Source organism: Klebsiella sp. ME-303, from assembly GCF_007910085.1.
Lineage (GTDB): Bacteria > Pseudomonadota > Gammaproteobacteria > Enterobacterales > Enterobacteriaceae > Klebsiella > Klebsiella michiganensis.
The window spans coordinates 36,916-56,224 of record NZ_VOJB01000076.1 but is presented as its reverse complement, the minus strand read 5'-3'; the positions used below and the strand labels follow the sequence as shown (position 1 = coordinate 56,224).

Below are 19,309 nucleotides of genomic sequence, written 5' to 3'. Positions count from 1 at the left end.
CAGCGGGGTAGGAAGTCCGTATTATCCGACCCCGCAACGGCGCTAAGCGCCCGTAGCTCAGCTGGATAGAGCGCTGCCCTCCGGAGGCAGAGGTCTCAGGTTCGAATCCTGTCGGGCGCACCATTAACCCGGTGCTGGAGCTGCGGTGGTTTTAATACCGCGTAAAGGTTTGCAGTGGTGGCTATAGCTCAGTTGGTAGAGCCCTGGATTGTGATTCCAGTTGTCGTGGGTTCGAATCCCATTAGCCACCCCATTATTTGATAGAGTTGTGAATTTGCGAAGGTGGCGGAATTGGTAGACGCGCTAGCTTCAGGTGTTAGTGTTCTTACGGACGTGGGGGTTCAAGTCCCCCCCCTCGCANCAGCGGGGTAGGAAGTCCGTATTATCCGACCCCGCAACGGCGCTAAGCGCCCGTAGCTCAGCTGGATAGAGCGCTGCCCTCCGGAGGCAGAGGTCTCAGGTTCGAATCCTGTCGGGCGCACCATTTACCCGGTGCTGGAGCTGCGGTGGTTTCAATACCGCGTAAAAGATTTGCAGTGGTGGCTATAGCTCAGTTGGTAGAGCCCTGGATTGTGATTCCAGTTGTCGTGGGTTCGAATCCCATTAGCCACCCCATTATTTAGAAAGTTGTGATATTGCGAAGGTGGCGGAATTGGTAGACGCGCTAGCTTCAGGTGTTAGTGTTCTTACGGACGTGGGGGTTCAAGTCCCCCCCCTCGCACCACGACTTTATAAAGAATTGAACTAAAAATTCAAAAAAGCAGTACATCGGCGAGTAGCGCAGCTTGGTAGCGCAACTGGTTTGGGACCAGTGGGTCGGAGGTTCGAATCCTCTCTCGCCGACCAATTTTGAACCCCGCTTCGGCGGGGTTTTTTGTTTTCCGCGTCTGCAAAAACGTTCCTATCTCCCTGATATCGCAAAAAATATCTCGCTAATCAGCATGCGATTTATTGTCCAGAATAGTCCCAATTCCTTGTGCGGATAGATGCATTTTCTACCGATCCTGTGCGATAATAAACGGGTAGATGCTCATTCCATCTCTTATGTTCGCCTTAGTGCCTCATAAACTCAGGAATGATGCAGAGCCGTTTTACGGTGCTTATCGTCCACTGACAGATGTCGCATTTTATATGCTAAATCATTCATGATGTGTCGAGACGGCCAGCACGGGAATCCCCCCGGAGCTTACAAAGGTAAGTGACTGGGGTGAGCGTGTGCAGCCAACGAAGAGACAGCGTGAAGGATGAAGCATATAGCCTCATCAAACACCATGGACACTACGTTGAGTGAAGCACCCAATTTGTTGTCAAACAGACCTGTTTTAACGCCTGCCCTGGTTTCAGAGCAGGCGTTTTTTTCTTTTCAGGGATAGAGAAACGCTCAGGCGGGAAGAGAAGAGATTCTCGCCCCCGATGGAGGCGAGAAGGGCATTACTGCTGCGGGTTGTTTTGCAGGGTTAACAGCAGGCCGTCGCGACGCATCGTCGCCGCTTCTTCCGGCTGATGCAGGCGATCAAGTGTATCGGCCAGCCACGCGTAGTCAAACGCATCCGGGCGCTGCTTGAGCGCTGCGCGGAACGCGATGCTGGCTTCCTGCCACTCGCCGTGACGCATGAGCGATTGTCCCAGCGTACTCCACAGCAGCGGACGGTCGCCGACCGTTTTGATCTGCTGGCGCAGCACCTTTTCCAGCTGTTCCGGATTATTCGTTTTCAGCCGCGGGATCGGCATCACCAGACGATCGTCGTAGTGCTTTTTCAGACCTTCGATAATAATCTGCTGCGCGGTATCATGGTCGTCGCTTTCGATAAGGCGATTAGCCATTGCCACCTGTAGCGCCACCTGGCTGCGGGTTTTTCGGTTCTGGCTTTTCCACCAGTCGCGCAGACCTTCGCTGCCGCCGTCGGCCAGCGTTTTATCCATCAGGCCAATCCACGCCAGCTGTTCCAGTTCGGCACGGTGCTCCTCATCGCTGACGTTGGCTTTCGCCATTGATGGAATGATATCCAGCAGCGAATTCCAGGCGCCGGTACGAATGTAGGCCTGCTCGGCGAGGCGCAGGACCTCCGGATGACGCGGCGTGATCTCCAGCAGCTTGTCGATGCCGTGGCGGGCGGCGTGGTTTTCATTACGCGCCAGCTGCAGGCGTACGCGGGTGATTTCGACAGGTATCAGGTCGTCGCCGGCGAGCTCTGTCGCGCGCTCCAGATGCTGGTTGGCGCGGGCTTCATCGCCACGCTGCTGGGCGGCTTCTGCCGCCAGCAGGTAGTTCACAACGGGCTGCTCAGCGTGATCGGCATTTTTCGCCATCAGCTTCTCAACCTGCTGATAATCGCCCTCCGCCAGCTTCAGCAGCGCCTGCTCGGTTTGCTTACGCGCGCGGCGACGCTTGCGGCCCACGAACCAGCCGCGGGTATGTGCGCCGGTGCGGAAAATGCGCCGCAGCAGCCACTCAATGGCAAACAGCACTACCATGGTGAGGATCATGATGATCGCTAACCCGGTGACGCTGGTTTCAATGTTGTAATTATCGGTCTGGATCAGGACGTAGCCCTGATGACCCGCGATCATCGGACCGACCACGATCCCGGCAAGCAGCAGCGCGAAGAGTAAGAGAATTTTCAACATGCGTTACTCTCCTTGTGGCGCAGGCGTTGGCGCGTGGGCAGCAGGTGCCGGCGCGGGAGCCGGGGCGCTGGCCTGGGTTTCAGCCGGCTGCGCCATCAGATTACGTACCCGCGTTTGCATCAGTTTCTCAAGCAGCGCCTGGCTCTGCAGGCTCTCCGGTACGTTCATGGTGATGCTTTGCTGGCTGAGCTTATCCACGTCCTCAAGGAAGGCTTTGGTGGTGGCATCTTCAGTGTCGTAGTAAGCACGAACCCACGTCGAGACGTTATCCAGCGCCTGTTTGTAGGTTTCTTCCTGATGACGCGGAACCGCCTGCGCCGCGACCAGCAGACGGGAGCGGATGTTTTCGCGCAGATAGACGTCCTGGTTTGGCGCCAGCAGCGGCACGGCGGTCTCATCGCGGCGGCGAACGGTAATAAAGCTGTCCATAAAGTTCTGCCAGCTTTTTTGCAGGTTTACCCGCCACTCGCTAATGGAGCTGGATAGCTCATCGCTATCGGAATCCATCGGGGTATCATCGTCGTTGTTGTCCGCCAGGCGTAAATTATCGATCTGGTTGGCGAGCTGGTTCACTTTCAGAATGATGCCGTCGTAGTCGACCTGACTCACGGCGGAAAGCGAAGCAATATCGTCGGTAATGGCGCGACGGGCGGAAATCAGGCTCGGATCGTTCATATCGGCGAGGCTGGCGTCGGCGCTTTTCAGCAGCGCGGCGGCGGTCGTCACGTCCTGATCGCTCCACAGCTTACGTCCGGCCAGTTTTACGAGGAAATCAGCCTGCGCGAGCAGCCAGGTTTTTGCATCGCTGCCGGAAATGACCGCGACCTTCTCCTGCACTTCTTCCAGCTTCTTCGCCAGAGAATCCTGCTGACGCTGCGCTTCCGTCAGCTGGTCGGCCTGCTGCTTGATGATGCCTTCAAGCTCGCTTTTTTGGCTCTCCTGCGCTTTTTGCAGCGCGGCGATCTGGCTGGATAGCCCGGCGCTGGCTTCGCTCTGGCGGGTTGCCTGAGTCTTCGTCAGACCATAAAGGCCTACGCCAGCGGCGAGGGCGATAGCGATAGCTATAGCGCTCAGGGCAAGGCTGGTTTTACTGCCGCCGTTTTTCTTTTCGACATTCTTCTCTGGCTGTGGCGTCGTTTCCACGGCCTCCCTGGTCTCTTCAACCACGGCGGATTGATTCTGTTGTTCCGTCATTATGGCTTCCAATGTTGAGAGTTATTGTAATGCGCGTAGCAGCGCATCGTTGTCGGCGCTATCGGCAACCTGGATATCCTGCCAGCCCAATTCCCTGGCCTGCTCGGCCAGACGTTCACTGACAACGAAAATGCGACAGCTCAGGAGCCAACGTTCGCGATACCACTGTGGTATTAGCGTCCAGAGCTGCTGCAGCATCTCGCCGCTGGTGATGACCAGCGTCGAAACCCCGCGAGACTGCCAGCGCATTGCTTCTTCTGCGCCATCGTAGTGCCTTGCACTACGTTGATAACATTCACAAAAAGTGACATCAGCGCCGCGTTCGCGAAGCGTGTCACCGAGTAATTCCCGCCCGCCGTTGCCGCGCAGGATGAGCGCTTTTTTCCCCGCAATGTTTTGTAATTCAGGTAATTGTAGCAAGACTTCGCTGATTTCCCGATCTAACGGGTAGCGAACTTGTCGATTACTGACCTTATGCAGGGCCAGCGCGGTGGTGCGGCCAATGGCAAAATAGTCGGGCGCCGTGGGCCAGCGCAGCCCCTGCTGCTGGAGGCGAGCGTGGGCAAACTCGACGGCATGCTGAGATAGCGCGAAGAGTAAATCGCCTGCGGCGAGGCTTGCCAGCTGGCCGCCCAGCTCAGGGAGCTGACGGCCCGGGGTAAACTCAATGAGCGGAAAGCTCCAGGCCACGCGTCCCAGCGCGCGCAGGCGGCTGACTAACTCTTCGCCTTGCGGCAGCGGACGGGTAACCAGAATGCTCATTGAGGCGCTTCTCCTGCGTAGACGACGGCGAGAATGTCGCGAGCGCCGTTATCCAGAAGTTCTTCGGCAAGGGCGACGCCCAGCCTTTCGGCATCTTCCGGGCAACCGCGCCGCTCGCCGCGTACCGTGTGTGAGCCATCCGGCGCGCCAACCAGCGCGCGCAGCCATAGCTCACCGTCGATCAGTTCGGCATAGCTGCCGATAGGCACCTGACAGCCGCCTTCAAGCCGGGTGTTCATCGCCCGTTCAGCGCGGACGCGGATGGCCGTTTCCGTATGATTCAGCGGGGCCAGCAGCGTTTTGGTCCATTCGTCGTCAAGGCGACACTCAATGCCGACCGCGCCCTGGCCGACGGCGGGCAGAGATTGCTCCGGGGACAGCGGTTGACGAATACGCGCCTCAAGGTTCAGGCGCTTAAGTCCTGCGGCGGCCAGAATAATGGCGTCGTACTCGCCGCTATCAAGCTTGCCCAGACGCGTGCCAACGTTGCCGCGCAGGGAGCGGATCGTGAGATCCGGCCGCGCGGCGGCCAGCTGACACTGACGGCGTAAACTTGAGGTGCCAACGATGCTGCCGTGGGGGAGTTCATCAATGGAAGCGTAGTGATTCGAGACAAAGGCGTCGCGCGGATCTTCGCGTTCACAGATGGTCACCAGCCCCAGCCCTTCGGGAAACTCCACCGGCACGTCCTTCATAGAATGGACGGCAATGTCGGCGCGACCTTCCAGCATGGCCAGCTCTAACTCTTTCACAAAGAGGCCCTTACCGCCCACTTTTGCAAGGGGCGTATCAAGGATCACGTCGCCGCGGGTGACCATAGGCACCAGCTCAACGGAAAGCCCCGGATGACAGGACTCCAGGCGCTCTTTCACATAATGTGCCTGCCATAGCGCAAGCGGGCTTTGCCGTGTGGCAATTCTCAAAACTTTGTCTAACATGCTTGTTACCGTCATAGTCGACCACTAACCATCCTAACATTGTTGTCTTAGGGATGTTAGTTTTGTGGGGTTAAGGGTCGCGGCCATTTTTTTAGCCTTTCATGCGTTTGCGGGTTGCCGCAAACGTAGTGAAGAATTTACACGTAGTAAAGGGTGCTACACTTGTATGTAGCTCATCTTTCTTTACGGTCAATCAGCAAGGTGTTAGATTGATCACGTTTTAAACCATTTGTCAGTCAGCAGTTCATCACAACCACACCGACGACGAATGGTGACGGTTTTTGTTGAAATACTGAAACTCTCCGTACTATTGTACGTCGGGTTTTTGAACATCAGGCGATATGTCTTGTACCTCTATATTGAGACACTGAAACAGAGACTGGATGCCATCAACCAATTGCGCGTGGATCGCGCCCTTGCTGCCATGGGACCCGCTTTCCAGCAGGTTTACAGTCTACTGCCGACATTACTACATTATCATCATCCGCTGATGCCGGGTTACCTTGACGGTAACGTTCCCCGTGGCATTTGCCTCTACACGCCTGATGAAACCCAACGTCACTATCTTGATGAACTCGAGCTCAACCGTGGAATGCTGGCCAAAGAGCCGCCGAAAGGCGAGCTGCCGATTACCGGCCTTTACTCTATGGGCAGTACTTCTTCCGTCGGCCAAAGCTGCTCTTCCGACCTGGATATCTGGGTTTGCCACCAATCATGGCTGGATAGCGAAGAGCGCCAGCTGCTGCAGCGCAAATGTAGCCTGCTCGAGAGCTGGGCCGCGTCGCTGGGCGTTGAGGTCAGCTTCTTCCTGATCGACGAAAACCGCTTCCGCCATAACGAAAGCGGCAGCCTGGGCGGTGAAGACTGCGGCTCAACTCAACACATCCTGCTGCTGGATGAGTTTTACCGTACCGCGGTGCGCCTGGCCGGGAAGCGTATTCTGTGGAATATGGTGCCGTGCGATGAAGAAGAACATTACGACGATTACGTGATGAGCCTCTACGCGCAGGGCGTGCTGACGCCGAACGAATGGCTGGATCTCGGCGGCCTGAGCTCCCTCTCGGCAGAAGAGTACTTCGGCGCCAGCCTGTGGCAGCTGTATAAAAGTATCGACTCGCCCTATAAGGCCGTGCTGAAGACGCTGCTGCTGGAAGCGTACTCCTGGGAGTACCCCAACAACCGTCTGCTGGCGAAAGATATCAAGCAGCGCCTGCATGATGGTGAAATTGTATCGTTTGGCCTTGACCCTTACTGCATGATGCTGGAGCGCGTCACGCTCTATCTGCAGGCCATCGAAGATGAAACGCGCCTCGATCTGGTGCGTCGATGTTTCTATTTAAAAGTGTGCGAGAAGCTGAGCCGCGAGCGCGCCTGCGTCGGCTGGCGCCGTGAAGTCGTCAGCCACCTGGTGAAAGAGTGGGGCTGGGATGAAAAGCGTCTGATGATGCTCGATAACCGGGCCAACTGGAAGATTGACGAAGTCCGTAAAGCGCACAACGAACTGCTTGATGCGATGATGCAGAGCTATCGCAACCTGATTCGCTTTGCGCGCCGTAATAACCTGAGCGTTTCCGCCAGCCCGCAGGATATTGGCGTGCTGACGCGTAAGCTGTACGCCGCCTTTGAAGCGCTGCCGGGGAAAGTGACCCTGGTAAACCCGCAAATTTCGCCGGATCTGTCTGAGCCGAATCTGACTTTCATCCACGTGCCGCCGGGCCGTGCCAACCGTACCGGCTGGTATGTCTATAACCGCGCGCCGGACATGGAATCGATCATCAGCCATCAGCCGCTGGAATATAACCGTTATCTTAATAAGCTGGTGGCCTGGGCCTGGTTTAACGGCCTGCTGACGTCACGCACACGCCTGTTTATTAAGGGCAACGGGATTGTCGACCTGGCGAAACTGCAGGAGATGGTGGCCGATGTGGCGCATCACTTCCCGCTGCGCCTGCCGTCTCCGACGCCGAAAGCGCTGTATAGCCCCTGCGAAATTCGCCACCTGGCGATTATCGTCAACCTCGAATATGACCCGACGGCGGCCTTCCGCAATCAGGTGGTGCATTTCGACTTCCGCAAGCTGGATGTTTTCAGCTTCGGCGAAGAGCAAAAGTGCCTGATTGGCAGCATCGATCTGCTGTATCGCAACTCGTGGAACGAGGTGCGCACGCTGCACTTTAACGGCGAGCAGGCGATGATCGAAGCGCTGAAAACCATTCTTGGCAAGATGCACCAGGACGCCGCGCCGCCGGATAGCGTGGAAGTTTTCTGCTATAGCCAGCATCTGCGCGGCCTGATCCGCACTCGCGTGCAGCAGCTGGTGTCTGAATGCGTTGAGCTGCGTCTTTCCAGCACCCGCCAGGATACCGGCCGTTTTAAAGCGCTACGCGTTTCCGGGCAGACCTGGGGACTCTTCTTCGAGCGTCTTAACGTCTCGGTACAGAAGCTGGAAAACGCCATCGAATTCTACGGCGCGATTTCGCATAACAAACTGCACGGCCTGTCGGTGCAGGTGGAAACCAACCACGTCAGGCTGCCGCAGGTGGTGGATGGTTTTGCCAGCGAAGGGATTATTCAGTTCTTCTTTGAAGATGCGGATAACGATAACGGATTTAACATCTATATCCTTGATGAGAGCAACCGCGCCGAGGTGTATCACCACTGCGAAGGCAGCAAAGAAGAGCTGGTACGCGACGTCAGCCGCTTCTACTCTTCGTCGCATGATCGCTTTACCTACGGCTCCAGCTTTATCAACTTTAACCTGCCGCAGTTTTATCAAATCGTCGACGTCGACGGCCGCGAACAGGTGATCCCGTTCCGCAGCCAGGTGATTGCCGCGGCCACCCTTGCTGCAGGTGAGGATTCCGCGACATCATCGATGTTGCAGCACTACTCATGACCCGCCGCGTAGACCTGTCATTCGGCGCAGGTAAATTTCCCGGGGGCGCTTCGCTTGCCCGGGCTTCGTGGTGATATGGGTTTTGTCGCCCGGATACGGCGTTAGCCGCAATCCGGGGAACTCGAGTCACGCGCGTTTAGCGAAAACTCACCGCTTCACCGGCCTGCGCGGTCGCCGCCTGTTCCAGCAGATCCCAGAAGGTTTCGCCGCTGCGGTCGCATACCCACTCGTCGCCTTTCAGGTCGAAATGGTAGCCGCCTTGTTTTGTCGCCAGCCATACCTGGTGCAGCGGCTCCTGGCGGTTGATAATAATTTTGCTGCCGTTTTCAAAGCTGATAGTCAGCACGCCGCCGTTGATTTCGCAGTCGATATCGCTGTCGCCATCCCAGTCGTCGAGACGCTCTTCGATGGTCATCCACAGGGTATCGGCCAGGCGATGGAATTCACTGTCGTTCATGGTTCTTTCCCGCTTTTTTGATCGTGGCGGCAGTATAGCGCAATCTACGATGACTTCGGCAGATGGCGAAGGCGGATCAGCAGTAGAGACGTCACGATCGCCATCGCCAGCAGCCCGTAACGCGCGCTCAGCATCCGGCTCTGTTGATAATGCTGAAGAAGGCCAGAGAGATCGGCGGGCGCCAGGTTTTGTGTCTGGATCAGCTGATGGAAAGTCCGATCGCTCGTCCAGGGGATAAACGTGAGATGGCCGATGGCCTGTCGGGCGGCCAGGCCCATTGCCGGGTCGTGCTGTACCTGATATTTCATCAGGAAGGTCAACACCGTGAGCATGACGGTACTGATTAACGCCATTCCTAATGCCTGCCCGATATCGCGCGAGGCGGCCTGAACGCCGCCGGACTGTTCGGCGTGCCGATTCCCTGCGCCAGTGGTGACCAGTATCGGGGCATTGGCCGCGATGGTGCCCATCCCCGCGCCGATTAAACAAAGCCCTGACGCCATCAGTACAGGGGTAAACCCCGTTACGTGCAGCGCCGCGGCGGCGACCAGAGCGCCGGCGATTCCCGCCGTCAGCCCCATCTGGCACTGGCGGCGAGGGTTTCGCTGCTGAATAAACAGCGGCAGGCCCAGCGAACAGGCGGCGAGACATATCGCAAAAGGGAGTATCAGCAGCCCTGTTTCCATCGCCGATACGCTTTTAACAATCTGCGCAAAACTCACCACGGTAAAAATAGCCGAACTGTAGGCAAAAAATATCCAACCGGTGAGATAGAGCCCGTGGCGCACCAGGCGGGTTTTCAGGAAAACCGCGGGGAGCAGAGCGTGGCCGGTGGTGGCTTCAAAATGACGTTCCCAGCGCAGCATCATCATCAGCACCATCAGGCCGCAGAGAATAACGAAAGGGGCGGGGCTCAGGCCGAGAACGCTCACTGCCGGGTCGAAGGGCATAACCAGCCCCCAGACCGGGATGCGCAGAATACCGAAAATCGTCAGGAACAGCCCCAGGGTGCCTAACAGAAAGCCCAGGGTATCGAAGGCGATAGCGGCGCGTTTGTTTTCTGATGCCGGGATGATGACGGAGCAGAGCAGGATAAGCAGCGCCAGCAGGCCAAGCGAGGCAAACGCGATGCGCCAGCCGACGTGGTCCAGCAAATATCCGCATACAATTGGACCACAGGCGAATGAAATGCCGCTGGAGGCGCCCAGCGCGCCAAAGGCGGCAACCCGTCGTCGCTGCTGATACAGGGCAGAGATCAGGCCAAAAACGGCGGGGATCATCAGGCTACCGCCTATCCCGGCGGTCAGACGCGCGCCCCAGGTAAAGAGCGCGATCGATGGCGAAAAAAAGGCGCAGGCTTCGGCGAGGATAAAAATCAGGCAGCCGATGCGAAACAGCATCCGCCAACCCCAGATACACCCCAGCATTCCGCCTGCCACCATAAACGTGCCCGCAACCAACGGATACATGGTATTCGCTGTACTGACCTGCCCAAGCGTGGCGTGCAGATCGTTCATTAGCGCCTGCGTGGCGATACTTAACGTCACGTTATCGGCGGAAGCCAGAAACTGTGCGCAGCATAAGACAACCAAAGGTAACCAGTTTGTCGGTGTAGGGTTGGTGGTCACAGCGTGTTCCTTTTTGATAGAAACGACAAAACGCGCCCTTCCTCGCGGGAGGGGCGCGTTATTGTTAGTTATCTTTCGATCTTAACTCAGATTTTCGACTTCTTCGCACGCGGCTCTTCTCCTGCTGCGTCATCAGAACCCCTGGCGCGGACGGGAAGATTGCGCGTCCCGAATAAAAACAGCAGCGTCATGACCGCGGTGGCGACCATCCCCGCTCGCGTGGCTTTCAGGCGGGCGGTTTTATAGACCTGGTTGAGTTCCGTTACATCCTTCTGATTCACGCCCTGGTCCAGCATCAGCGTTGAGAAACCCGTATCGCTGAGATAAGGAATAACGGAAAGATTTGCCACCTTCTGCTGTGTATCCTGGCTTAGCGAAGAGTCGTGGCTGGCCATATCCTGTACCGTCATGGTGACCGCCGTCAGCATCACCATACCGCAAACCGCCACGCCGATTGCCTGGCCGACGTTACGCGAAGTCGCCTGCACGCCGCCGGACTGCTGCGCATCGCGCGCCGGCAGGGCGCTGGTAACAATATAGCTGGAATAGGCGGAAACGATGCCCATACTGATGCCAATCAGACACATCCCTACCGGCACGATCATGCTGAAATCGGACGGGCCGAAGCCGAAGATGCACAACACGGAGCCCAGCGTGCCGATGAGCAGCGCGCTCTGGCACATCCGTTTCGGATTCGCGTTTTTCCAGACGATCGGCAGCCCCAGCGAAAAGACCACGACGCCCAGCGCAAACGGCAGAATGAGCAAGCCGGTTTCAATACCGTTCAGCCCGGCAACCACCTGTACAAAGCTCACGGTCACAAAAATACCGGAACCGTAGGCGAGGAAGATAAACGCCGTCAGATAGAGACCGTTACGCACCTGCGGCGTTGCGAGGAACGACAGCGGGATCAGCGCGCTGCCGGTGGTGGCTTCGCGATGGCGCTCCCACTTCAGCATAATCGCCAGCACGATCAGGCCAAACAGGACGAGGAACGGCGCCGGGCTAAGACCCATGACGGTGAACGGCGCGTTAAACGGCGTAAACAGACCCCAGCTCGAGACTTTCAGGAAGCCGAGGATCACGCTGAACAGGCCGATAACGGTCAGGACGACGCCCGGCAGATCGAACACCACTTTGCGTTCAGGTTTTGCCGGCGTAGGGACGAGGAAAGAGCCGCTGAAGATCACGATGCACAGGCCGGCGATAGCGGCAAACGCGGCGCGCCAGCCGAGGTGGTCAACCAGCAGGCCGCAAATCAACGGACCGGCGGCGAAGGAGACGCCGCTTGCCGCGCCGATAGCGCCAAAGGCGATCGCCTGCTGGCGGCCTTTATAGTTACTGGCGATAAGCCCCAGCACCGAAGGGATCATAAAGCTTCCGCCAATACCGGAAAGCAGACGGGCGCCGTAGGTGAAGACCAGCATGTTCGGTGAGAAATAAGCGGTCAGCTCGGCAAGAAACAGCAGCGCGCAGCCGATGCGGAAGGTTTTCTTCCAGCCGACGATAAGCCCGGCCATCCCGGCGGCGACCATCAGAGAGCCCGCGGCCAGCGAATACATCGCGTTGGCGATGCTGATGAGATCCATTGACGCGTGCAGGTCTTTGACCAGCGCGCCGGTAGCGATGCTCAGCGTGGCATTATCGCCGGATGTCGAAAGCTGAGCGAGGCACAGCACCAGCAGCGGCAACCATTTCATCGCCGTATCGGCGGCCGCGTTGCGCGACATGCCGGGAGAGTTAATTACTGAATTTGTCGTCATGATCGTGTTCTGTGGTTAATTTCAGGCAATCTACACATCATCCTTCAAGCTGCCTCTGTGCTGGCTGCCTGCGTTCACCCCGGTCGCTTACTGTAGTAAGTGACCGGGGATTCTCTCAGGTGCCGCCTTGATGCAACGTGAATGATTTTGTGCAATAGCTATCCGCCCGACGCCGCCGCCGGGTGGATAATGTTCGCAACAGGATTACTGGATTTGCTGTTTCTTACCGCCCAGCACGGTGCCCCAGACCTTCACATCTTTAAGCTGAACCGGCTCGATGGCCTGCGGATCGTCTTCCAGCACGGTGAAGTCGGCGTATTTACCGCATTCGATGCTGCCGATCAGATGGTCCATTTTCATGGTCCATGCCGCGCCGAGGGTCATCGCGTGCAGCGCTTGATCGACGGAGATTTTTTCCGCTTCGCCCAGTACGCGCCCGGATGCCGTCAGGCGGTTCACCGCGCACCAGCCGGTGAACAGCGGGTTGATGGGGGTGATGCCGCAATCGCTGTGGAAGGCGAAAGGAATACCGTGGCGCACCGCGCTGCCGCAGGCGTCCATACGCATTGCGCGCTCCGGGCCCATGGTTTGGCTGTAGTGCTGATCGCCCCAGTAATAGACGTGGTTGCTGAAAAAATTCACGCCCATACCCATCTCTTTGATGCGTTTGAACTGATCTTCACGCAGCATCTGCGCGTGCTGCATCACCGCTCGGTGGTTCACTGCCGGAATACGATTCAGGGTTTTCTCGACGGCTTTAATGAACGCTTCCGAGGCCTCGTCGCCGTTACAGTGGCAGTGAACCTGGTAGCCGCGGGACATGATGTCGTAGACCTGCTGCTCCACCTCTTCCGGCGTGGCGTTCCACGCGCCGTTGTGGCCATCCAGATAATAGAAGGGCTCCAGCATCCGTCCTGACCCACCCTGGATAGAGCCGTCGAGGAAGATTTTCATCGGGCCGAAGTGCATTTTTTCGTGCCCGTGACGCATAACGTCCGGGGCGAAATCCAGCGCTTCCTGGAAGGGTTTTTTGACGAAAGGAGGACCGTAGGCCACCAGCAGACGAATTGGGAAGTCCTCTTCACGGGTCATGCGGATGTAGTTGGTCATCAGCTCGGGATTGCTGAAATCGGTCAGACCCATATCGGCTGCGCTGGTGCAGCCTGCGCGAAATGCTTCCTGGCCGAAATTGGCGATGGCGATTTCGGTGGTGAGTTCGTCCCAGAAACCATATTTATTCAGGATTGGCCCCATGGCGGCGAACTCCACCAGCTCGCCGTGCAGCGTACCGTCCTGATTTTTCACCACGCCTTCAATCTGGCAATCGTCAAATATTCCGCAGTCGTGCAGCGCGGCGGTATTGGCGCCCATCAGGTGGATGCTCATATGGATAACCGCGACCGGACGGGTGGTTGAGACGCGGTCCAGATGTTCGCGACCCAGCTTTTCGCTGCCGAAATAAATGGGATCAACGCCCCATGCGATCAGCGGCGCGTGCGGATCGGTCATCTCACGTTCCACCGCCTGCAGCGCGCTGACGACGTCGTCAAAAGAGCGGCAGCCTTTCCAGACTTTACCGGTATGGTCCGGGCGATCGTAGTAACCCACATAGGGGAATTGCCACATACCGCCGCCGGTGACGTGCGAGTGGGCTTCAATCAGGCCGGGCATTAACACTTTATCGGCAAAGGTCTCGTCCAGCTGGTATTCGCCAAAGCCGGTGAGTTCTTCAAGCGTGCCGGTGCCTAAAATACGGTCGCCGCGCACCGCGACATGGGTGGTCTCCGGGCGGTTCGGGCACATCGTAATGATTTTTTTAGCGGCAAAAATCGTGATTTCTGATGCTGACATAGTAGGCTCAATCATTGAGGGTTCAGAGAGCGATGAAAGGCGTCGCTTTCATCATGAGTATTAATGCGCCTATGCTAATTGTCATATTGGATGTATAACAGGACCAAAAACCCACGATATTAAGGTGCCAATTTGTCGGTTGCTCTGCCTTTTGATTTAACGGGTATAAAGCTGGATGCTGGCAGAAAGCGTAGCGAGCAGCTTTATCGCGCCCTGAGAGAGAAGATGGTGAATACGCCCGGTCTTCACGGGGCTAAACTACCCGCGACGCGTGAGCTGGCGCGGCTGCTGGGGGTTTCTCGCAATACGGTGGTCTCGGTCTACGAGCGTTTATATGCCGACGATTTGATTGAAACCCGACAGGGCGACGGCACCTATATACGTTATCGCGGGCAGGAGGTTGACGAAGGCCCCGACGTCCCTGAAATTCCTGCCTTACGCGTCGACTCGCGCCTGCCGCTGACGGCGCGGTTTAATCGCCATTTTGTGCACGATGGCCCGCCGAAGGCTTTTCGCATCGGCATGCCCGCGATTGACCATTTCCCGTTTGATACCTGGTCGCGCTTGCAAAACCGCTTCTGGCGGCGGCGACCCATTGCGCAAATGGGTTACGGCGTTCCGGCGGGCGATTTACAGCTGCGCGAGCTTATCGCCAGCTATCTGCATACCTCGCGCGGCCTGAAGTGCGATCCGGCTCAGGTGATTATTACCCTTGGCGCACAACAGGCGATAATGCTCTGTTCCGCGCTGCTGCTGCGCGTCGGGCAGGACGTCATTATGGAAAACCCCTGCCACTGGGCGGCGGCGGGCGTATTCTCCTGCCTTGGTTTGAATATTAAAGCGATTAACGTTGATGATGAGGGGCTTCAGACGGCGCAGTTGACGGATTATCCCGACGCCCGGATGGTCTACGTGAGCCCGTCATGCCAGTACCCGACGGGCGCGACGCTCTCGCTATCGCGGCGGATGACGCTGCTGGAGTGGGCCAGAAAGCATCAGGCGTGGATTATGGAGGATGATTACGACGGCGAGTATCGCTATAACGGCACGCCGCTGATGCCGCTCGCCGCGCTGGATAACCGCCATCGGGTGATTTATATCGGTTCGTTTTCCAAAGTGATGTATCCCGCGCTACGCCTGGGCTACATGGTGGTTCCGCAACAGCTGGTGGAACCGCTGAACCTGCTGCGTACGCTATCCACCCGCCAGCCGCCAATGAACGACCAGCAGGTGATGGCGAGCTTTATTTCGGAGGGTCATTTCCAGCCCCATATCCGGCGAATGCGCAGAATCAGTAAAAGCCGTCGCGATCTGCTGCTGGCCGAGTGGAATCAGCATCTGAGCCATATTGGCGTGATGCCGGAAGTGGCCTCGGGGTTACATGCGGCGATTACGCTGGATGATGCTGAAACAGAAACCCGTCTCGTTAGCCAGGCCCAGGCGGCAGGCGTGGAAATTACGCCGCTGAGCGCATTGTGGATCCCCGGTACGCCTGAAAGCCGCCATCATTACGGCGTGGTGCTGGGATTTGCCGGCGTGATGGAAGCGGATATTGTGCAGTCGATACAGGCGCTAAAAAAATGCTGGCAGTGACCCTGCTAAAATGAATCATCAGCGTATATCTACCAACGCGTTTGCGCTGTAACCCTGGTGGAAAGCCGCTTTTCAGATGTCATAAAGCTGCCCTAAACGCTTGCTTTTACGTCTTCTCCTGCGATGATAGAAAACAGAAAGAATGAATTACGGGCTACTATCCATGAAAAACGTTTTCCCAGCGCTTGCCGTTTTATTTGCGGTCCTCAGCCTCACCGGCTGTGGTCTGAAAGGGCCGCTCTATTTCCCGCCAGCGGATAAAACGGCGCCTCCGCCGACTAAACCGGTTGATAGCGGTATCCAGAGCTCTACGCCGGATCGTAACGATCGCGGTGATAGCGGTGGTCCGACCCAGGTGAATTACTGACAGTTCCGCGCTGCTGGAGTAGATGATGCAGTTCTCTAAAATGCATGGCCTTGGCAATGACTTTATGGTTGTTGACGCGGTAACTCAGAATGTTTTTTTCTCACCGGAACTGATTCGTCGTCTGGCGGATCGGCATCTTGGTGTGGGCTTCGATCAGCTGCTGGTGGTTGAGCCGCCCTACGATCCGGAGCTCGACTTCCACTATCGCATCTTCAATGCCGACGGTAGCGAGGTGGCGCAATGCGGCAACGGCGCGCGCTGTTTCGCCCGCTTTGTGCGCCTGAAAGGCCTGACCAATAAACGTGACATCCGCGTCAGTACCTCGAACGGCCGTATGGTATTAAGCGTAACGGAAGACGATCTGGTGCGCGTGAATATGGGTGAGCCAAACTTCGAACCGTCGCAGGTGCCGTTCCGCGCCAACAAAGCGGAAAAGACCTATATCATGCGCGCCGCTGAACAGACAGTATTGTGCGGCGTGGTGTCCATGGGCAATCCGCACTGCGTTATCCAGGTCGATGATGTGGAAACCGCGACGGTGGAAACGCTCGGCCCGGTGATGGAAAACCACGAGCGCTTCCCGGAGCGGGCGAACATCGGCTTTATGCAGGTGGTCAGCCGCTCCCATATTCGCCTGCGCGTGTATGAACGCGGCGCGGGTGAAACGCAGGCCTGCGGTAGCGGCGCCTGCGCGGCGGCGGCAGTCGGTATCCAGCAGGGGTTACTGGGCGAGGAGGTCCGCGTGGAATTACCCGGCGGGCGTCTTGATATCGCCTGGAAAGGTCCGGGCCAACCGCTGTATATGACTGGCCCGGCGGCACATGTCTATGACGGATTTATTCATTTATGAAACAAGTCGGGGAAGAACAGCAGGAACTCGCCAGCGAGCTGAACGATCGCGCAGTGGTGGACTATCTGTTGCAACATCCTGAATTCTTTATTCGTAATGCGGCGCTGGTGGAGCATATGTCGGTGCCGCATCCGGTACGTGGTTCGGTCTCGCTGGTGGAATGGCACATGGCGCGGGCGCGGAACCATATCAACGTGCTGGAAGAGAATATGACGCTGCTGATGGCCCAGGCGACGGCTAACGAAAGCCTGTTTCAGCGCCTGTTTGATCTCCAGACGCGGCTGGCGGCGGCCGATAGCCTTGATGAAATGCTGAACCGCTTTCATCGCTGGGCGCGCGAGTTGGGCCTGGCGGGCGCCACGGTGCGCCTGTTTCCCGACAGCTGGCGGCTCGGCGCGCCCTCCAAATTCACTCATCTGGCGATAAGCCGTCAGGCGTTTGAGCCGATTCGCATTCAGCGTCTTGGGCAACAGCGCCATTATCTTGGCCCATTAAACGGCCCGGAACTGCTGGTGGTGCTGCCGGAAGCAAAAGCCGTGGGTTCGGTAGCGATGTCGCTGCTGGGGGGAGATAAAGCGCCCGGCGTGATGCTGTTCAGCAGTCGCGACCCTCAGCACTATCAGCAAGGTCAGGGAACGCAGCTTTTGCATGAAATTGCGTCGATGCTCCCGGGGTTGCTGGAGCGCTGGATCGAGCGCGCATGACCGACTCGCCGCTGTTTACGCCCGTAGAACGCTTTTTACGCTATCTTGGCGTGGAGCGTCAGCTGAGCCCGATAACGCTGCTGAACTACCGCCGCCAGCTTGAGACGCTTATCGCGCTGGCGGATAGCGCCGGGCTGAAAAGCTGGCAGCAGTGCGATGCTGCCCAGGTCCGTAGCCTGGCGGTGCGCAGCCGTCGCCAGGGGCTGGGGCCAGCCAGCCTGGCTTTACGTCTCTCCGCCTTACGCAGCTTCTTTGACTGGCTGGTGAGCCAGGGCGAACTGGCCGCGAATCCGGCGAAGGGGATTTCGGCGCCGAAAACACCGCGCCATTTACCGAAAAATATCGACGTCGACGACGTTAACCGACTGCTGGATATCGATCTTAACGATCCGCTGGCGGTACGCGACCGGGCGATGCTGGAAGTGATGTACGGCGCGGGACTGCGTCTCTCGGAGCTGGTGAATCTCGACATTAAGCACCTCGATCTGGAATCCGGCGAGGTGTGGGTGATGGGCAAAGGCAGCAAAGAGCGCCGCCTGCCGATTGGCCGCAACGCGGTGGTGTGGATTGAGCACTGGCTCGACCTGCGCGGCCTGTTCGGCGCTGATGAAGACGCCCTGTTCTTATCAAAGCTGGGTAAGCGAATTTCCGCGCGTAACGTGCAAAAGCGCTTTGCCGAATGGGGCATTAAGCAGGGCCTCAACAGCCACGTGCATCCGCATAAGCTGCGCCACTCTTTCGCGACCCATATGCTGGAGTCGAGCGGCGATCTGCGCGGGGTGCAGGAGCTGCTGGGTCATGCGAATCTGTCCACCACTCAAATTTATACCCATCTTGATTTTCAACACCTTGCGTCGGTGTACGATGCGGCGCATCCGCGCGCCAAACGGGGGAAATAATGCGTTTTTACCGACCTCTGGGCCAGATTTCAGCACTGACATTTGACCTGGACGATACCCTTTATGACAACCGTCCGGTGATTGACCGAACGCTGCATGAGTCGCTGAGCTTTGTGCGCAGCTACCACCCGTCGCTGAGTCAATTTGACGCCAGCGAACTCAACCGGCTGCGCCAGACGCTGCTGGCGTCAGAGCCGGAAATTTACCACGATGTCACCGAGTGGCGCCGCCGCGCGCTGGAGCTGGGGATGATCAACGCCGGGCTTTCTGCGGCGCTGGCGAAAACGGGGGCCGAGGAAGCGATGGCGAACTTCGCCCACTGGCGCAGCCTGATCGATGTCCCGCAGGAGACGCACGATACGCTGGCGCAGCTGGCGGAAAAGTGGCCGCTGGTGGCCATTACCAATGGTAATGCCCAGCCGGAGCTTTTTGGCCTGAGCGACTACTTCCGCTTCGTGCTGCGCGCCGGTCCGGACGGGCGCTCTAAGCCTTTTGCCGATATGTATCATCTCGCAGCCGAGCGGCTGGCGCTGCCGCTGGGGCAGATTCTGCACGTCGGGGACGATCTGACGACCGACGTGGCGGGCTCCATTCGCTGCGGCATGCAGGCCTGTTGGATCAAACCGCAGGGCGCAGACCTGATGCGCACCGCCGACAGCCGCCTGTTACCGCACATCGAAATTTCACGGTTGGCATCTCTGACCTCGCTGATATAATCGTCAGTAGTTCTGTATAAATTAACAGTAGCCTGGTGGACTGAACGTTGCCGGGCGTCTCAT

General features: G+C 57.7%; 15 protein-coding genes and 7 tRNA genes. 14 read left to right on the top strand and 8 right to left on the bottom strand.

Annotated elements, in window-relative coordinates; all coding sequences use genetic code 11:
- Positions 1-46 precede the first annotated feature (46 nt).
- The 7 genes from FQK12_RS14240 (at position 47) to FQK12_RS14210 (ending at position 846) form a co-directional block, all read left to right on the top strand.
- Positions 47-123 (top strand) — tRNA-Arg (locus FQK12_RS14240).
- 54 nt (positions 124-177) lie between these two features.
- Positions 178-253 (top strand) — tRNA-His (locus tag FQK12_RS14235).
- Between the two features lie 23 nt (positions 254-276).
- A tRNA-Leu gene (locus FQK12_RS14230) sits at positions 277-360 on the top strand.
- A 47-nt stretch (positions 361-407) separates the two neighbouring features.
- Positions 408-484: transfer RNA gene (locus tag FQK12_RS14225), tRNA-Arg, on the top strand.
- A gap of 55 nt (positions 485-539) precedes the next feature.
- Positions 540-615, top strand: a tRNA-His gene (locus FQK12_RS14220).
- A 22-nt stretch (positions 616-637) separates the two neighbouring features.
- Positions 638-724: transfer RNA gene (locus FQK12_RS14215), tRNA-Leu, on the top strand.
- A gap of 45 nt (positions 725-769) precedes the next feature.
- Positions 770-846 (top strand) — tRNA-Pro (locus FQK12_RS14210).
- 585 nt (positions 847-1,431) lie between these two features.
- Here the strand turns inward: FQK12_RS14210 and hemY are convergent.
- Genes hemY through hemC form a run of 4 tightly spaced genes read right to left on the bottom strand, consistent with a single transcriptional unit; the run spans position 1,432 to position 5,522 of the window.
- Entirely contained in the window at positions 1,432-2,628 is a 1,197-nt protein-coding gene (gene hemY / locus FQK12_RS14205; protein ID WP_004097533.1) for a protoheme IX biogenesis protein HemY, read from the bottom strand.
- Positions 2,629-2,631: 3 nt separating this feature from the next.
- Positions 2,632-3,822, bottom strand: coding sequence for a uroporphyrinogen-III C-methyltransferase (hemX, locus tag FQK12_RS14200; RefSeq protein WP_004097536.1), 1,191 nt, complete (start codon positions 3,820-3,822; stop codon positions 2,632-2,634).
- Between the two features lie 21 nt (positions 3,823-3,843).
- Positions 3,844-4,584 (bottom strand): uroporphyrinogen-III synthase, encoded by a 741-nt coding sequence (hemD, locus tag FQK12_RS14195; protein WP_004097542.1) that lies wholly within the window; start codon positions 4,582-4,584, stop codon positions 3,844-3,846.
- The gene (gene hemC / locus FQK12_RS14190) at positions 4,581-5,522 is read right to left on the bottom strand and encodes a hydroxymethylbilane synthase (protein WP_014227462.1); all 942 of its coding nucleotides are present in this window, start codon (positions 5,520-5,522) and stop codon (positions 4,581-4,583) included. The genes hemD and hemC overlap by 4 nt, the downstream gene beginning before the upstream one ends.
- 346 nt (positions 5,523-5,868) lie before the next feature.
- On the opposite strand from hemC, the gene cyaA reads away from it, so the two are divergent.
- Positions 5,869-8,418 carry a class I adenylate cyclase gene (gene cyaA / locus FQK12_RS14185; protein WP_009651720.1) on the top strand — a complete coding sequence of 850 codons (2,550 nt, stop codon included), beginning with the start codon at positions 5,869-5,871 and terminating at the stop codon, positions 8,416-8,418.
- Between the two features lie 136 nt (positions 8,419-8,554).
- Here cyaA and cyaY read toward each other — a convergent pair whose 3' ends face one another.
- The 4 genes from cyaY to FQK12_RS14165 all read right to left on the bottom strand — a co-directional run bounded on the left by cyaY (position 8,555) and on the right by FQK12_RS14165 (position 14,117).
- A complete protein-coding gene (gene cyaY / locus FQK12_RS14180; protein WP_004097546.1) occupies positions 8,555-8,875 on the bottom strand; it encodes an iron donor protein CyaY in 321 nt (106 codons plus the stop codon).
- A 44-nt stretch (positions 8,876-8,919) separates the two neighbouring features.
- Positions 8,920-10,503: an MFS transporter gene (locus tag FQK12_RS14175; RefSeq protein WP_014227463.1), complete on the bottom strand. Its 1,584-nt coding sequence runs from the start codon at positions 10,501-10,503 to the stop codon at positions 8,920-8,922.
- A gap of 86 nt (positions 10,504-10,589) precedes the next feature.
- Entirely contained in the window at positions 10,590-12,266 is a 1,677-nt protein-coding gene (locus FQK12_RS14170) for an MFS transporter (RefSeq protein ID WP_049097529.1), read from the bottom strand.
- A 204-nt stretch (positions 12,267-12,470) separates the two neighbouring features.
- Entirely contained in the window at positions 12,471-14,117 is a 1,647-nt protein-coding gene (locus tag FQK12_RS14165) for an amidohydrolase (protein WP_014227465.1), read from the bottom strand.
- Positions 14,118-14,249: 132 nt separating this feature from the next.
- Here FQK12_RS14165 and FQK12_RS14160 point away from each other — a divergent pair, with 132 nt between their 5' ends.
- From FQK12_RS14160 to yigB, 6 genes are all read left to right on the top strand, one after another.
- The gene (locus FQK12_RS14160) at positions 14,250-15,710 is read left to right on the top strand and encodes a PLP-dependent aminotransferase family protein (protein WP_014227466.1); all 1,461 of its coding nucleotides are present in this window, start codon (positions 14,250-14,252) and stop codon (positions 15,708-15,710) included.
- Positions 15,711-15,873: 163 nt separating this feature from the next.
- Positions 15,874-16,077 (top strand): LPS translocon maturation chaperone LptM, encoded by a 204-nt coding sequence (gene lptM, locus FQK12_RS14155; protein ID WP_009651708.1) that lies wholly within the window; start codon positions 15,874-15,876, stop codon positions 16,075-16,077.
- A gap of 25 nt (positions 16,078-16,102) precedes the next feature.
- Complete coding sequence (gene dapF, locus FQK12_RS14150) at positions 16,103-16,927, top strand: diaminopimelate epimerase (RefSeq protein WP_004127458.1); 825 nt, start codon at positions 16,103-16,105, stop codon at positions 16,925-16,927.
- Positions 16,924-17,631: a DUF484 domain-containing protein gene (locus FQK12_RS14145; RefSeq protein ID WP_014227467.1), complete on the top strand. Its 708-nt coding sequence runs from the start codon at positions 16,924-16,926 to the stop codon at positions 17,629-17,631. The genes dapF and FQK12_RS14145 overlap by 4 nt, the downstream gene beginning before the upstream one ends.
- Positions 17,628-18,530, top strand: coding sequence for a tyrosine recombinase XerC (gene xerC, locus FQK12_RS14140; protein WP_009651718.1), 903 nt, complete (start codon positions 17,628-17,630; stop codon positions 18,528-18,530). Before FQK12_RS14145 ends, xerC begins: the two co-directional genes overlap by 4 nt.
- Positions 18,530-19,246 (top strand): 5-amino-6-(5-phospho-D-ribitylamino)uracil phosphatase YigB, encoded by a 717-nt coding sequence (gene yigB / locus FQK12_RS14135; RefSeq protein WP_014227468.1) that lies wholly within the window; start codon positions 18,530-18,532, stop codon positions 19,244-19,246. The genes xerC and yigB overlap by 1 nt, the downstream gene beginning before the upstream one ends.
- Positions 19,247-19,309: the final 63 nt, after the last annotated feature.

What these genes read in the sequence shown, in the direction of transcription:
- FQK12_RS14165 (WP_014227465.1), bottom strand. Translation starts at nt 14,117, where the DNA reads ATGTCAGCATCAGAAATCACGATTTTTGCCGCTAAAAAAATCATTACG.
- FQK12_RS14170 (WP_049097529.1), bottom strand. Translation starts at nt 12,266, where the DNA reads ATGACGACAAATTCAGTAATTAACTCTCCCGGCATGTCGCGCAACGCG.
- cyaY (WP_004097546.1), bottom strand. Translation starts at nt 8,875, where the DNA reads ATGAACGACAGTGAATTCCATCGCCTGGCCGATACCCTGTGGATGACC.
- hemY (WP_004097533.1), bottom strand. Translation starts at nt 2,628, where the DNA reads ATGTTGAAAATTCTCTTACTCTTCGCGCTGCTGCTTGCCGGGATCGTG.
- yigB (WP_014227468.1), top strand. Translation starts at nt 18,530, where the DNA reads ATGCGTTTTTACCGACCTCTGGGCCAGATTTCAGCACTGACATTTGAC.
- lptM (WP_009651708.1), top strand. Translation starts at nt 15,874, where the DNA reads ATGAAAAACGTTTTCCCAGCGCTTGCCGTTTTATTTGCGGTCCTCAGC.
- dapF (WP_004127458.1), top strand. Translation starts at nt 16,103, where the DNA reads ATGCAGTTCTCTAAAATGCATGGCCTTGGCAATGACTTTATGGTTGTT.
- hemX (WP_004097536.1), bottom strand. Translation starts at nt 3,822, where the DNA reads ATGACGGAACAACAGAATCAATCCGCCGTGGTTGAAGAGACCAGGGAG.
- hemD (WP_004097542.1), bottom strand. Translation starts at nt 4,584, where the DNA reads ATGAGCATTCTGGTTACCCGTCCGCTGCCGCAAGGCGAAGAGTTAGTC.
- FQK12_RS14145 (WP_014227467.1), top strand. Translation starts at nt 16,924, where the DNA reads ATGAAACAAGTCGGGGAAGAACAGCAGGAACTCGCCAGCGAGCTGAAC.
- xerC (WP_009651718.1), top strand. Translation starts at nt 17,628, where the DNA reads ATGACCGACTCGCCGCTGTTTACGCCCGTAGAACGCTTTTTACGCTAT.
- hemC (WP_014227462.1), bottom strand. Translation starts at nt 5,522, where the DNA reads ATGTTAGACAAAGTTTTGAGAATTGCCACACGGCAAAGCCCGCTTGCG.